The organism is Shewanella sp. HL-SH8 (assembly GCF_051165765.1).
Taxonomy (GTDB): domain Bacteria; phylum Pseudomonadota; class Gammaproteobacteria; order Enterobacterales; family Shewanellaceae; genus Shewanella; species Shewanella glacialimarina.
The window spans coordinates 1398163-1412839 of record NZ_CP195039.1; the positions used below are offsets into that span (position 1 = coordinate 1398163).

A 14677-nucleotide genomic window follows, 5' to 3' on the forward strand; every position below is an offset into this window, starting at 1 on the left:
TGATATTATCAGTAATGTTAGGCATGTTGGCGTATCAAACGTACGTGTTTTGACGGGCGCGGATTATAACAAACTTTTCGACAGAGTTTGTATAGTTCTTACACTTTATCCAATATAAACGGCGAACTGTTGATGATCGCCGTTTATACATTGTAGCAATAAGCGCTTAAATAGCCTCGGTAACTTTATTTAACCAAATTAAATCATCACCTTGCATAAGAGGTGTCAGTGTTTTGCGTACTTTGGCGTGATATTGATTAAACCAATTAATTTCACTTGTTGAGAGTAGTGATTTATCAATCAAACGTGCATCCATAGGAATAAGCGTGATGGCATCAAATTCATACATTTCACGCTCACTGCCTTTTAGTGCTTCACAGTGTTGCACTACCACTAAGTTTTCTATACGAATACCAAAGCCATTTGTACGGTAATAGCCCGGTTCATTGGATAACACCATTCCCGGTAATAACGCGACGCCGTTGACGTTTTTGCCAATGCGTTGTGGGCCCTCATGAACACTTAGAAAGTGACCCACACCATGACCTGTACCGTGATCATAATCAAAACCATGTTGCCATAAATACTGGCGTGCAAATGCATCGAGTTGCACACCTGAAGTGCCTTTAGGAAAACGAGCCGTGTCTAAGGCGATATGGCCTTTTAATACTAAAGTGACCATTTTTCGCTGTTCATCGGTCACATTACCAATGGCTATTGTACGGGTGACATCTGTGGTGCCGTCTAAGTATTGTGCGCCAGAATCCACTAAGTAAATACTATTCATCTCCATAGTGCTTGGCGTGCCATTATTGTGGTTATAGTGGCACATAGCCGCGTTAGCACCCGTTGCCGAAATGGTATCGAAACTAGGCTCGCGATATTGTGGGTCTTGTAATCGATAGCTTTCTAATTGCTCAGCAAGAGCGGCTTCATCATGCATAATACCTTGTTCAACTTGACTGTCTAACCAGGCTAGAAAGCGTGACACGGCCACCCCATCACGAATATGGCAGGCTTTTATACCAGCAAGTTCTGCGGAATTTTTTTGTGCTTTAGGCAGAGCTACAGGATCCAGTCCGACAATTAATTTTGCGCCAGCCGCTTGAGCTTGAAGCTGTGAAAATGCGTTAGCTGAGTTAGGATCAGCTAATAATTTAACCCCAGTCAACGCAGCTAATGCTGTAACTAATTCAGCTTCATCTTTTACGGTGACACCTGTGCCCACATGCTCTGTAAAACCAGCTGGCACTTTAGCTAAGTCAGTGAACAAGGTCATGTCACCATTGGTCGCTAATAGGGCGCAGCCTAAAATAACCGGCAAGCGTGGCACATCGTTACCTCGAATATTCAGCAACCAACAAAATGAATCTAGTGCGGCGATTAATGCGACATCCGCACCTTGTTTTTTCACTAACGCGCCTATTTGTTGGCGTTTGTCTAAGCTATTGCGACCTGCACCTTCATGGCTGAACAAGGTAAAAGGTGACGTTGGCAGCTGAGGGCGATGATGCCAATGCACATCAATCGGATTTTGCTGCACATCGATTAATTCAATATCGGCTTTATTAAATTCAGACTTAGCATTTTGGTACCAGGCTAAGGTATGCAAACGGCTATCGATGCCGACTTTGCTGCCTGCACCAAGCGTGTCGATTAACCAGTCAATTTGTGGGTCGTCAGTTAAACTTAAATACTGAAACAGTGTGCCATCTACTTGCTGAGGCACTTGCACTGTATAACGGCCATCAGTAAAAATGGCTGCGGTGTCTTTTAGCACTATGGCCATGCCGGCAGATCCGGTAAAGCCTGTCGCCCAATGTAGTCGCTCATTTCTGGCTGGAACGTATTCACCTAAATATTCATCTGCGCGAGGAATAATAAAAGCATCAATATTTTCGATAATAAGCTGCTGGCGAATGGCGCTAACACGCTCTGCAATAACAGATGATTGAGACATAAAAAGGCGACTCCAAAAAAAGGGTTGGCGAGTGAGGAACGTGGCCTGATTATCTCAAGCTCGGATGATAAGTTGCAAGTGAACTGTACTTTAACTTGACCTAGTCAATTGTAACTTTATATTGTATACAATTTCAACGCGCGTTATCGGCTATTCTTTTTGCTGAAGCAATCAAGCATAACCCACTAATTTGGAGTTTTACATGACAATCGGTATCGGTGGCGTTAGTCCACAGCAAGCCCTTGAAGGCTTAAAAAATATGACTCAGGATGTTGAGCCAATAGCCTTAGCTGAATTTGAAGCGCGTATCACCAAAGCGCAGCAATTGATGCAGCAACAAGGCATCGATGCGGTTTATCTTAATGCTGGTACCAACCTTTATTACTTTACCGGTATGCGCTGGTTTGCCAGTGAGCGAATGGTGGGCGCTATTTTACCCGCTAAAGGTGAGGTGCAGTATATTGCTCCTGCGTTTGAACTTGATACCATCAAAGGCTATATGCTGGTTGACGGGACTGTGAATACTTGGCACGAAGATGAAAGTCCATATGTGTTGCTCGTTGGCACTCTAGTAGCAATGGGAATAGAGGCCAGTCATGCCAAACTCGCTATTGATGAGTCGACTTCCTATTTTATCAGTAATGGTATTGCGAAAGCCGCACCACAGTTAACTTTAGTTGATGCTAAATCAGTTACTGCGGGTTGTCGTATGATTAAGTCTCCGGCCGAGTTAGCGCTTATTCAACAAGCCATGAACATGACGATTGAAGTGCACAAAGCCGCCGCGAGTATGTTATATGAAGGTATTACCACAGACGAAGTGAGCGCCTTTATTGATAGCGCGCATCGTAAAGTGGGAGCCAAGCGCGGGTCATATTTTTGTATTGTGTTATTTGGTGAAGATACCGCTTACCCGCACGGGGTTAAGTCGCCTAAAGCGCTAGACAAAAATGATACTGTGCTGATTGATACCGGTTGCCAATTAGAAGGTTATAACTCAGATATCACGCGCACTTATGTGTATGGTGAGCCAAGCAAGCGCCAACGTGAATTATGGCAATTGGAACAACAAGCGCAGTTAGCGGCGTTTAATATCGCTAAAATTGATTTACCCTGTGGTGATGTGGATACTGCGGCGAGACAAATATTAGAGCAAGCAGGTTTTGGACCGGGTTATGCCGTTCCAGGTCTACCGCATCGCACTGGTCATGGGATTGGTTTAGATATTCATGAATGGCCATATTTAGTTAAAAGCGATCGCACACCATTAGTTGAAGGCATGTGTTTTAGTAACGAGCCTATGCTATGTGTGCCGGGTGAGTTTGGCGTGCGTCATGAAGACCATTTTTATATGACAACAGCAGGGGCAAAGTGGTTTACCCTGCCAGCAAAATCAATAGATGATCCTTTTTATCTTGGGTAAAGATTAGCTTAAACATGTTTTTTGAGTTCATTAGCTTTGTAAGCATCATCGAATAACCTTAACAGCGCTTGCGTATAGCTTGTATGTAGGTATACGCAAGCGCTATTGAGTTAACGGATTAATTACGTCTGATAAAAGACTCAATATAAGCCGGTGTGCGGGCGTTTAAAATAGGATCGTTCGAAGGCGCAATACCTTTTGGCAATAATAGCGGGTTAAAAATCCCTTTAGCACAATCCAAGGTAGCGTTAGCACTGTCATTACTGCCATTGATAATCACTTGGCCGACCAGCAGTCGTTGACGTGATTGTGGCCATACAATGGTTGGGTCATTAATTTTATCTTCTGCTTCTGCAAGTTGAATAAATAAGTCCCATTTTGCCGGTTTATTTTCAACGCGATTTTTTAACTCGTCCTGTAAAAAATCATCACTCAGCTTAGCCAGCTGTGTTGTTGATGCGCCAATTACCCCTTCAACTGGTTCGAAAATCCAACGACCTGGAATTGATTGGCCATCTTTTGATGTAAATAGAAAACTATTAACCCCAAAATAGCGATTATTAGCATAGCTTGCGGTTGGGGTAAGTTGCTTTACATAATCAAAAAAAGCTTTAGCGTGAGGTTTATTATCAATAAGCCATTGCTTACCTTCCGGTCCCTGTTTGACTTTGGTTTGGAAGGTAAAAAAATCATCTAGATTACTGGCGAAAAACACTTCAGCATTAGAGGTGACAAAGTTTAAGCTTTCTTTATCACCATCAATTTTAAGTGACATAAAGCGCCCCGCAGTTTTATCTGTAGCATGGGCGTTAGTGCCACCTAAGGAGAAGCGTGCAATGATGTCTATTTCAGCTTGATTTAAAAATGGAATAGTTAAAGTGTCATTGATTGCTGGGTTAGGCTTAAACACTCCTGAGGTACAAAATCCCTTTGCATGGTTACGTAACTTCACTTTTTTACCCGCATCACGACTTACCGTATCAGGCGTACCATTTACAGCATCTACCAGTTCAGCAATGGTTTTTTCTGAGGCTGTTGCTGGTGAGGTAATTAACGGAAGAGAAATAATTAAGCTGGCTTTAATCAGTAGGGGGATTTTATTCAGTAACATTGAGGACCTCGATAAGTTTGTGTTGCTCATGACAATAAATAAGTGCTTTAAACCTAAGCGGAAAAAGCGAGTTTTGTGAACCTAAGGTTCAGATAAATACTAAAGACAGGATAAAGGAGCGATTTCTTTCACCTATTGGGTGAAATATTATTTTAGATAACCACTATAGCTGTATTTACAATGTTAATGCTCAAATGCAGTGCCATAGTGAGGTGAAACAGCTTAATTATTTGAGTTGAGTTTATCAGAACAAAAACGCCTCAAAAAATGAGGCGTTCAGGTAAAGTAACAAAGTGAACTAAATTAATTTATTTCAAATAACTCAACATCAAAAATCAACACTGACCCGCCAACAATTTTGCCGCTAGTACGATTGCCATAAGCCAATTGACTTGGAATATAAAAACGGAATTTATCACCAATTGTCATTAGCTGAACGCCTTCGGTCCAACCTTTAATGACCTGATTCAGTGGAAAGGCAATTGTTTGTCCGCGCTCAACTGAGCTGTCGAAAACCGTACCATCAATCAAGGTGCCATGGTAATGCACTGTTACATTGCTTTTGGCGGTTGGGTGTTCGGTGTTGTCACTTTTAGTGATCACTTCATACTGTAAGCCTGATAAAGTTTGTATTACGCCCTCGCGCTTGGCATTTTCAGCTAAAAAGGTACTGCCTTTAGCAATGTTTTCTTTAGCGGCTTTTTGGTTAGTCATTTGGTTGAAAAAGTAAAAAATAACTAAAGCGATTACGGCTACGGCAATGATCATGCGCATGAAAAATTCTCTTTATTATCAATAATGGAAAGTATTGTTATAGTGTAACCTAGTTTATATTGAGGTCACAATGAAGGCTTTTTGCGCCAAGTTAAATAAACCCAATGACATTAAATAATGTATAGCAGGTACAAGTAACTGATGCCGATAGTGAGCAAAATATTAGCAATAATCGACAACCAAAATCGATATTTGAAAGCATTCTTTTGAGTTTTATGACGAAAGTGCTGTTGGGCTATTATTGCCGCAGGCCAGCCACCGAGTAGGGCATAAATGTATAAGGTTTTTTCACTTATTCGACTGCGTTGATTTAATGAAGAGGATTGCTGTTGATTATGTGTGGCAATACGTTTGTCGTACCAGGTGATAATAAAACTCAGTAGATTTAAGCCCATAAACGCGCCAATAACCCATGGCGATAGGGCATAAAAACTATATCCCACAGCCAATAACGCTATCCATATTCCTAGCATGATAACGGCAAATATCATCATTTTAAAAACTCCGCATAAATTTCTAATTGAATTTCATCGCCCACAATGGGGATGTAACTGCTCATACCAAAGTCGGAGCGCTTAATTGTGCCTATCGCACTAAAACCTAGGGTGTATTTTCCTGTCATCCAGTTATCGGCGCCACCATGAAAAGTAGCGTTAAATGTAACCGGTTTAGTCACACCGTGTAGGGTTAACAGGCCATGGAACTCAAACTGATTGTTGATGTTAGAATCGGTATTTATTACATCAATAGGGGTGACTTTTTTGCTTTTAAAATAAGCTTGTGGAAACTGTTCACTATCAAACCAGCTGCTATTTTGCAGTGTTTTTTCAAGTTTCTGATTATTAATATCTAATGAATCAATTTGCACTGTAGCTTCTAATTGTGCAGCTGGCATGTTGTTAGGATCAAAACTCAGTCGGGCATCAAATTGATTAAAACGTCCCACATAGGTAGACAGACCTAAGTGCTGAATTTTAAACAGTAGCGCAGCATGATTGGGGTCTAAAGTGTATTCACCCGCTTGTAACTCAGTTAACTGAGGTGTTACCGCTGGGGTGACCCAGCTAATACATCCTGAAAGCCCTATTAGGCTTACGCTAATCAATATCATACGAATATACTGAAAATAATGGGTTAAATGCTTCAAAATTACTCCTAAGTCTTTTGCTTATCTGGGGGCATTACGCGATGTGTTGAAGCGACATTATTGACAGCGCCGAGTTAATTTCGTCATTAAATACTCTAGCGGCCCCTGGGAGAAAAAACGTAAATACACAGCGGCTAAAAATAGTTGTAATAGACCTAATACTATGGCTAGAAGCATGTAGTCGATACGATCAAACTCCATTTGCCATTGTGGCATCCAATGTCGTAATAGCAATACGCCTAAAAGAGATTGTAGAATATAAAAACTTAACGACAGTCGGCCAATATTTTGTAATAGGGTTAATTTTAACGGATTGTTTTGACAAACTTTTACAATGATATGCCAGTAAATTAGTGCTGTTGGAATGGCGCCAAGCATCATAAATATACCAGAAACCTCTTTTAGCACAGCAGAGTCTGACAGGCTTAATAGACTGTCAATGCTAGCAAAAGCGATGCCTATACAGGCAAATAGCCCCAGTTGCTTATGGCTGAATCCGCGCTCAAAATAACCTTGCTTCATTAAGGTTATCCCTATTAGCATTAAACTTGCGCCGTACCAGAGAATCGAAATGGGAATAATCAGTAACATATAACCGATCATGTAAGCTTGCATCACGACTTGGTCCGCATAGCTGCCAGTCCATAGCGCGAGTTGTTCAATAAAATAGTCTGAACCACGATAGAATTGTTCATCTTCAAGGGTAATCGAAATAAGTGCTATGACCGCCATGGCAATCAACATGAATTTCGCCGACTTGGCTAATAATTGTTTTGGCCCAAGGGTGAAGTATCGACACACCACTAAGCCACATAAACCATAGCTTAGTAAAATATCACCGGAAAATAAAAATACCCCGTGAATAGTCCCGAGTCCGATTAATAAGTAAAGTCGGCGTGTTATGCGATTTTTACCGTGCTCACTTTCGTCACCATCACTTTTATTACCAAGGCTAGTCGTTTTTTGATATTGCAACCATAGGCCTGCGCCAAACAACATCGAAAACAAGCTGATAAAGCGGCCTTCTAATAAAAAGTTACTAACAATCTCTATCGTTAAATCGGATGCTATTTCTGGTAGATGTGGGGCATAACCGTAAAAGTTATTCGCCATAAAATAGATGTTGAGGAACAAAATACCTAGTAAGGCAAAACCCCTTATGGCATCTAAATTGGCGATCCGCCCGTATGTTAGAAGAGTTTGGTGTCGGGAAATGCCATTATCATTTGAAGGTGCTAAAGCTTGGTCGATTTTACGGTTTATAAGCATGTATCATCCATAATTGATGATAAAACCATTATTAAAGTGTAATGGTTTTATCATTCTAAAGATTTAGTCCATTGGTGAACTTAGCTTATACTTTCTGCGGCTTTTCTGAAATCCATAATTTAATATGGCCTTGAACAACCACCACACCATTAGTGTCGTAAGCTTTTACATCGACTAACATATCGCCAACTTGCCATTGCTCAGGTTGTACTTCTGCCACACATAAAATGTCAGTGCCCGCTTTGGCGGTATACTCTACCGACATACCTTTAGGGATCCAGCGTAAGTGTTTAGGGATAGAGGCTTCAGCCATAGTGCCCATTGCCATTTCCATACCGTTACAAATCGCGATAACGTGAACCGTACCAATATGGTTTTGGACACTTTTACGTTTTTTGATCAAACACTCACATCTATGTTCTTTTAACGATGTAATGTGCGGATGGATGGTACCGAAATACGGTGCCATACGGGACACCATTTTAGAAAATAGAGCGTGACCAAAAGGGTAGCTGGTTACCTTTTGATATAATGCCATGACTTTGTTAGGTTTGTTGTTATTCATAATCCATTTCGGGTGATTATTTGTCTGGTCGGATGAGATTAGCATTAATGTTCATACTCTGCTAGTAGTTTGCCTCATCGCAAGTGGGTATAATCGCCAGCAATATTATTCAGTTTAGATCATGGGTTAGGGTTAATTTTGAAGTTATTTATAACGTATTTAAAAGGCATGGCAATGGGCGCTGCTGATGTCGTTCCTGGTGTTTCAGGCGGAACCATAGCCTTTATCACAGGTATTTTAGACCCTTTGCTTGATGGCATTAGGAAAATTAACCCTACATTATTTGGAATTGTGCGCCAACAGGGGCTTAAAGCAGCCTTTTTACATATCAATGGCCCATTTTTGGTGTGTGTGTTTGGTGGTATTTTGACCAGTATTTTTGCCTTTGCAAAGTTAATCTCATGGTTAATTGTGGCTCATCCTATTCCGGTTTGGTCATTCTTTTTTGGGCTGATATTGTTTTCTGTTTTTCATATGCTTAAACAAGTTAGTCAGTTTAATCTACAGCGGATAGCGTTATTTGCGCTGGGTGTGTTGTTTGCCTGGGGGATTACGGTATTAAATCCTGTTGCGATAGAAGCGAGCTATATCAACTTCTTTTTTGCTGGCGCTATTGCGATTTGTGCAATGATTTTACCGGGCATCTCAGGTAGTTTTATTTTGCTTCTTATCGGCATCTATCCTGCGGTATTAGCAGCAGTAAAAGGGTTTGATATTGCTTATTTAGCCTGTTTTGCCATGGGATGTGTGCTAGGTCTGTTAAGCTTCAGTCATGTGCTTTCTGCTTTACTGCGCAAGTTTCATGATGCCACTTTGATGTTTCTTATCGGACTCATGTTAGGTACATTAGGTAAAATTTGGCCCTGGAAAGAGGTGGTTACTTGGCGAGAAAATTCTAGCGGACAACAAGTACCGTTACTTGAGCAAAACCTCACTCCATTTGATTTCCAAGCTATAACAGGCGAAGCTCATCAGTTAGGGCCTAGCGATTGTCGCTGCTTTATTTGGCATTGGATTAGTATGGTCGCTAGAGTTTTTTGGTGCCAAACATACTAAAGGTTAACGCTATAAAATGCTATGTATGCAGTAAATGTAGCGCTAGTATTGATATAAACTTAATTAAACAGGACCTTAGTTCTGTTTTTTTTTGTTAAAAATGAACTACTTTTAACTAAGATTCGTAAAAGCTGCTAAATTACACAGCACTACTTTTATTTTAACCGCCACAGGAGTGCGTTCTCATGGATAAATCAGAGACCTTTATGCCAGAAAAAATTCAAATTGGTATCAGCAGTTGTTTGCTCGGTAATGAAGTTCGATTCGACGGTGGCCATAAAAATTCTTATTACTGCGCAAAAGAAATTGAACCCTTTTTTGAATACACCAGCATTTGTCCTGAAATGGCGATTGGTATGGGTGCACCAAGAAAAAGTATTCGCCAAGTACTTGATGGCGATCTTCTGTATATTCAAAGTGCAGACGGTAGCCTTGATGTCACTGCTAAATTAACTGAGTTTAGTCAAAATAAAGTGGCTGAGTTAGGTTACTTAGGTGGATATGTCTTATGTGCTAAGTCACCGACTTGCGGTATGGAGCGTGTTTTAGAGTATAAAATTGGCACCAATAACAGCACTAAAAGTGGCGTAGGGGTGTTTGCTAAAGCATTAATGGATAAATACCCATTGCTGCCTGTTGAAGAAGAAGGCCGTTTAAATGACATGATCATTCGCGAAAACTTCTTTACCCGCGTATATGCCTATGATGATTGGCGTAAAATGTTAGCCTCGGGCTTAACAAAGCATAAGTTAATTCAGTTTCATTCCCGTTACAAATATCTGCTTATGGCTCACAGCCCTAAATGGTACCGTGAGTTAGGCCCTGTCTTAGCCGATATTAAAGATTTAGAACAAACCGCTGATACCTATTTTACTGGTTTTATGACCGCTTTAAAGGTCAAGGCTACCCGTAAAAATCACACCAGCACCTTGCAACATATTCAGGGTTATTTTAAAAAGCATTTAAATGCGCGCCAAAAAGAAGAGTTAACTGAATCTATAATGAAATATCGTGAGGGTTTATTGCCTTTACTGGTACCTATTACGTTAATTAATCACTATTTGAAAGAGTTTGAAGTGCCTTATATTGCGGAGCAAATCTATCTAAATCCGCATCCTGAAACGTTAAAGCTACGTTATGCCTATTAAGACATTCACTTTTAACGAGATGACAAACAAGTAAGGTAGCCAATGCCATTAGCAGTAAACAGTCTTGTGTGGTTTAGACAAGATTTACGTATTCATGATCATTCTGCACTGAGTCAAGCGTGTGAGTTTGCCCTACAGCAAAATTCACACGTTAAGGCTGTGTACTTTGTCACACCTGCCCAGTGGGCTGAACATGATGTCGCCGCCATTCAAATAGACTTTATTGAACGACATGTTAACTTGCTTAGGCAAAGTTTAGCCAGTATTGGTATTGCTTTAGATGTTGTTCATTTGAGCTGTTTTGACGATATATTGCCATGGTTACAACAATATTGTGCCGAGCATCAAATTGGTAAAATATTTGCTGCTAATGAACCTGAATATAATGAACGTCAGCGCGATATAAAATTAATCGCAGCGGGTATTCCTTTAGCATTAATTGAGCAGGATTGTTTGCTTACAGCCGGAACCGTAACGACTCTGTCTGGCACCATGTATAAGGTTTTTACCCCATTTTCAAAAGCGTGGAAAAAAATAGCCGCGGGTAAGTTAATTAAACCTCTGCCAGCAGCAATTTTTAATGCGCCTATTGGCACATCAGATGCCATCAAGTTCAATATTCAATCGCATTACCCCAATCCTGTTAGTAGTCAGCAGTGGGCCGCAGGAGAAGATAGTGCAAGAGAGTTGTTGCAGCAGTTTATTGCGCAAGATATTAGCGATTACCAACAAAAGCGCGACTTTCCTGCCATAGAGGGAACCAGTCGTTTATCGCCTTATTTAGCCATTGGCGTGATTAGCGCTCGGCAATGTATTACGGCGATTTTGTTTCATTATCCTGATGCACTGATAAATGATGCAAGCCCTGCAAAAACCTGGCTTAACGAACTTATTTGGCGTGAGTTTTATCGCCATTTGCTGGTGGCATTTCCTAAATTATCTCGCGGCCAAAACTTCAACGATTTAGGTAAACACATACAATGGCGTAACGATAAGACCGAGTTTGATGCTTGGTGCAAAGGGCAAACAGGTTATCCCATTGTTGATGCGGCAATGCGTCAGTTAAATCAAACTGGTTGGATGCATAATCGATTACGCATGGTCGTTGCCAGCTTTCTAACTAAGCATTTATTAATTGATTGGCGCTGGGGCGAGCAGTATTTCAGGCAGCAATTAATAGACGGTGATTTGGCCGCTAACAATGGTGGCTGGCAATGGTCTGCTGGCACAGGTTGTGATGCACAACCCTATTTTAGGGTGTTTAATCCTATGACCCAAAGCAGTAAATTTGACCCCGATGCTAGCTTTATAAAACAGTTTGTGCCCGAAATTGCTGGTTGGAGTTTGAAACACATACACGAGCCACACCTTAAAGCACAGCAGGCCAATTTGATGGCAGATTTGTTTTCTGATCGCGCAAAGCAAGATAAGGTTTATCCTATGCCCATTGTTGAACATAGTTCTGCCAGAAAACGGGCAATTGAAGTGTTAGCAGCACTAAAGCGAGGTTAGTTGAAACGAGGGTAGTTGATACGAGGATAGTTGATACGAGGGTAGTTGAGCTCGGGGATAATTGAAGCGCAGATAAATGCAAATGTATGGCATCACGTTTACCTTAAATTAAACGTCGGCATAGTTTAGGCTATGCCGATTTTTTTATCTAAAAATAAGCTTGTCACCTCTAACTACTCAGTTCAATCCCATTAAAGTCATACTTAAGCTTAAATATCCCAAAGATTATTAGGAGATTAGCGATGCAAGTTTTCTTGTGATGGCAGCGTATGCGTGATGATTCGTCTGATACTAAAGAAAACATTTTACTGAAGCTAAATTATTGTATCTAACTGGGCTAAATCAGTAATCGTTTGGGTGGGCGATACTCCCCAGGGATCAAATATCATTTGTGGTGAACGTTTCACCCAAGCGGTTTTAAAGCCAGATGCCGCCGCGCCAAGAATATCAAAAGAATTACTGGATATAAGCCAAACGTCATTCTGCATTGAGTTTGTGGTTTGAATGAAATATTCATACACCGCAGGATTAGGCTTAAAGGTCATAATTGCTTCACAGCTCACAATACCTTCAAAATACGCTAAAATATTTGCGTTTTTCAATAGCGACTCGACCGCAGAGTATTCACCATTAGAGAACGCAAACAGGCTAATGCCTTTTTCTTTTAGGGTTTGTAAAGCTGGCGCGACGTCATCAAAAGCTGGCAAAGTCAGATAGCTTTCTAACAGTTGGCATTTTTGACTGTTAGTGAGCGGGATCGTATGAAACTGGCAAGTGTATTCCAGTGCATCTCGAGTGCAAATCGAGAACTCTTTATATTGCTGCATTAAACCGCGTCTAAAAGAATACTCAAGTTGCTTATCTCGCCATGTTTGGCTAAATGCATAAGCTTGTTTAATTACCGACTCAGTTTCGCGCTCTAATGTTTTTTGTTTGAACATTTTGATCAATAAAGCCACTACACCATGAGTGTCGATCAAAGTCCCATAGACATCAAATGCGAGTGTTTTTGTCATTTTGAATATCCCTGGTTCAATGTTTGTCACCCACAACTTCTATGTGAGTGGTCTTTATTTTTAAGTATATTTTCACAACGTTAATTAAACTGTTGTTGAAGCGTGGTGTACTAACACTGGTTCAGTGAGCATTTCTGGACGGCTATGCACTAGAATTGATTGAGCGCGTTAACTAAATAAAGTTCATATTAACATTATCTGCGTTATCGGGTACACAGTCGTCATAGCAATCTATCTAATTATTCATTTGTTATTCATCGCTAATTTTACCGTATTGAATGAGTGGTTAAATCACTTATCTAAATAACAGGCTTATCTATTCAGATCACCAACCAGATCACACTTTTAAAGGCTTTATGGTAATGAGTCGCTATTGTTATTGAACAAACACGTTAATGAGCATAAAATTCATTTAAAGATTTATATTTTATACATGTTATGTTTTGCACACACCTTAAGGCGACAATAAATGTTAAATATTGATGACCCAGCAGACACTGATAACACTCCTGCAATTTGGCGTTTAGGTTTTAGGCCATTTTTTTTAGGTGGTGCTGTGGTCGCTGCCTTATATATTCCAATCTGGCTGATGGGTTGGTTTACACCGCAGTACAGCTTATTTAATGGTGAGTTTTGGGCCAATGTTGTGCCTTTATGGTGGCATCCACATGAGATGTTATTTGGCTTTGCTATGGCAATTGTGTGTGGTTTTTTATTAACCGCAGCACAAGCCTGGACCAACCAACCTACGATGAAAGGAGGTGTGCTGGCACTCACATTTGGTTGTTGGTTGGCAGCAAGATTACTCTTGTTATTGCCATTCAATATTCCACTTTGGCTGCCAGCATTGTTTGACAGCTTGTTTTTAGGGATCAGCGCAGCAACTTTATGGCGTTGTATTTATACTGCTAAACAATGGCGTAATATCGGCTTCCCTATTATGTTGGTTGTAGCATTAGTGGTTAATCTGGTTACCTATTATGCTTTATACGAGCGTAACTTTTCTCTATCGACTCAACTTTGGCAGGCAATGATTTGGTGGCTTGCGATGGTAATAACTATTGTTGGCGGTCGAGTTATTCCTTTTTTTACCGCAATGAAATTACAACATTCAAAGCCAGATCCCATTCAAGCACTTGAGATAACGTTATTACTCGTGATGGGATTGTTATTCGTTCAATCTGTGTTCCATTTATTCCCCCGTGAAATTGAACAGGGCATTTTACTCAGTGCAGGCATATTGCAATTGGTAAGAGTGTCTCGCTGGAAAGGGCATAAAACATTTAAAGAGCCTATGTTGTGGTCTTTACATGTTTCATATTGGGCATTGCCGGCAACTTTGTTGGCTATGGCATGGCAAATTAATAATGAGTTTGCGTATCGCACTTTATTGCATCTATTTGCGGTTGGCGGTATTGCATCATTATGTTTGTCGATGATATCTCGAGTGTCACTAGGGCACACTAGTCGCAATATTTATCAAGGTCCAAATATGGTGCTTGCCTTTATTGGCATTCCTTTAGCAGCAATTTTTCGTGCGGTAATGCCATTGTGGCTCCCTCAATATAGTTCGACTTGGTTATGGTTGGCGGGAGCATGTTGGTTTATTAGTTTTGGGATGTTTGTTTGGCATTATGCCCCGATTCTTACCAAGCCTAGATTAGACGGACGTCCAGGTTAATATCACAAATGAAAG

General features: G+C 40.6%; 12 protein-coding genes and 1 pseudogene. 5 read left to right on the plus strand and 8 right to left on the minus strand.

The genetic code is table 11. The features are described from left to right. Nucleotides 1-166 precede the first annotated feature (166 nt). Nucleotides 167-1960, minus strand: coding sequence for an aminopeptidase P family protein (locus ACRWQN_RS06205; RefSeq protein WP_434940196.1), 1794 nt, complete (start codon nt 1958-1960; stop codon nt 167-169). Between the two features lie 202 nt (nt 1961-2162). Between ACRWQN_RS06205 and ACRWQN_RS06210 the strand changes: the two genes are divergently transcribed. Beyond that, nucleotides 2163-3383 carry a M24 family metallopeptidase gene (locus tag ACRWQN_RS06210; protein WP_434940197.1) on the plus strand — a complete coding sequence of 407 codons (1221 nt, stop codon included), beginning with the start codon at nt 2163-2165 and terminating at the stop codon, nt 3381-3383. A gap of 118 nt (nt 3384-3501) precedes the next feature. On the opposite strand, the gene ACRWQN_RS06215 is transcribed toward ACRWQN_RS06210, so the two are convergent. The 6 genes from ACRWQN_RS06215 to ACRWQN_RS06240 all read right to left on the minus strand — a co-directional run bounded on the left by ACRWQN_RS06215 (nt 3502) and on the right by ACRWQN_RS06240 (nt 8249). After that, nucleotides 3502-4494 carry a catalase family peroxidase gene (locus ACRWQN_RS06215; protein WP_434940199.1) on the minus strand — a complete coding sequence of 331 codons (993 nt, stop codon included), beginning with the start codon at nt 4492-4494 and terminating at the stop codon, nt 3502-3504. Between the two features lie 303 nt (nt 4495-4797). Beyond that, complete coding sequence (locus tag ACRWQN_RS06220) at nt 4798-5268, minus strand: FKBP-type peptidyl-prolyl cis-trans isomerase (RefSeq protein ID WP_434930345.1); 471 nt, start codon at nt 5266-5268, stop codon at nt 4798-4800. 110 nt (nt 5269-5378) lie between these two features. Beyond that, nucleotides 5379-5762 carry a DUF1294 domain-containing protein gene (locus ACRWQN_RS06225; RefSeq protein WP_434940200.1) on the minus strand — a complete coding sequence of 128 codons (384 nt, stop codon included), beginning with the start codon at nt 5760-5762 and terminating at the stop codon, nt 5379-5381. Continuing rightward, the gene (locus tag ACRWQN_RS06230; RefSeq protein ID WP_434940202.1) at nt 5759-6415 is read right to left on the minus strand and encodes a YceI family protein; all 657 of its coding nucleotides are present in this window, start codon (nt 6413-6415) and stop codon (nt 5759-5761) included. Before ACRWQN_RS06230 ends, ACRWQN_RS06225 begins: the two co-directional genes overlap by 4 nt. 57 nt (nt 6416-6472) lie before the next feature. Continuing rightward, entirely contained in the window at nt 6473-7684 is a 1212-nt protein-coding gene (locus ACRWQN_RS06235) for a DUF418 domain-containing protein (RefSeq protein WP_434940203.1), read from the minus strand. An 85-nt stretch (nt 7685-7769) separates the two neighbouring features. Continuing rightward, the gene (locus tag ACRWQN_RS06240) at nt 7770-8249 is read right to left on the minus strand and encodes a hotdog fold domain-containing protein (protein WP_434928472.1); all 480 of its coding nucleotides are present in this window, start codon (nt 8247-8249) and stop codon (nt 7770-7772) included. A gap of 138 nt (nt 8250-8387) precedes the next feature. Between ACRWQN_RS06240 and ACRWQN_RS06245 the strand changes: the two are divergent. The 3 genes and pseudogenes from ACRWQN_RS06245 (at nt 8388) to phrB (ending at nt 11965) form a co-directional block, all read left to right on the plus strand. Further along, a pseudogene (locus tag ACRWQN_RS06245) lies at nt 8388-9312 on the plus strand (DUF368 domain-containing protein). Between the two features lie 178 nt (nt 9313-9490). Further along, nucleotides 9491-10453: a YbgA family protein gene (locus tag ACRWQN_RS06250; RefSeq protein ID WP_434928474.1), complete on the plus strand. Its 963-nt coding sequence runs from the start codon at nt 9491-9493 to the stop codon at nt 10451-10453. Between the two features lie 42 nt (nt 10454-10495). Then, nucleotides 10496-11965, plus strand: a complete 1470-nt coding sequence (phrB, locus tag ACRWQN_RS06255; RefSeq protein WP_434940205.1) for a deoxyribodipyrimidine photo-lyase — start codon at nt 10496-10498, stop codon at nt 11963-11965. Between the two features lie 314 nt (nt 11966-12279). On the opposite strand, the gene ACRWQN_RS06260 is transcribed toward phrB, so the two are convergent. Continuing rightward, complete coding sequence (locus ACRWQN_RS06260) at nt 12280-12981, minus strand: haloacid dehalogenase type II (RefSeq protein WP_434928476.1); 702 nt, start codon at nt 12979-12981, stop codon at nt 12280-12282. Nucleotides 12982-13450: 469 nt separating this feature from the next. Here ACRWQN_RS06260 and ACRWQN_RS06265 point away from each other — a divergent pair, with 469 nt between their 5' ends. Beyond that, nucleotides 13451-14662 carry an NnrS family protein gene (locus ACRWQN_RS06265; protein WP_434928477.1) on the plus strand — a complete coding sequence of 404 codons (1212 nt, stop codon included), beginning with the start codon at nt 13451-13453 and terminating at the stop codon, nt 14660-14662. Nucleotides 14663-14677 lie beyond the last annotated feature (15 nt).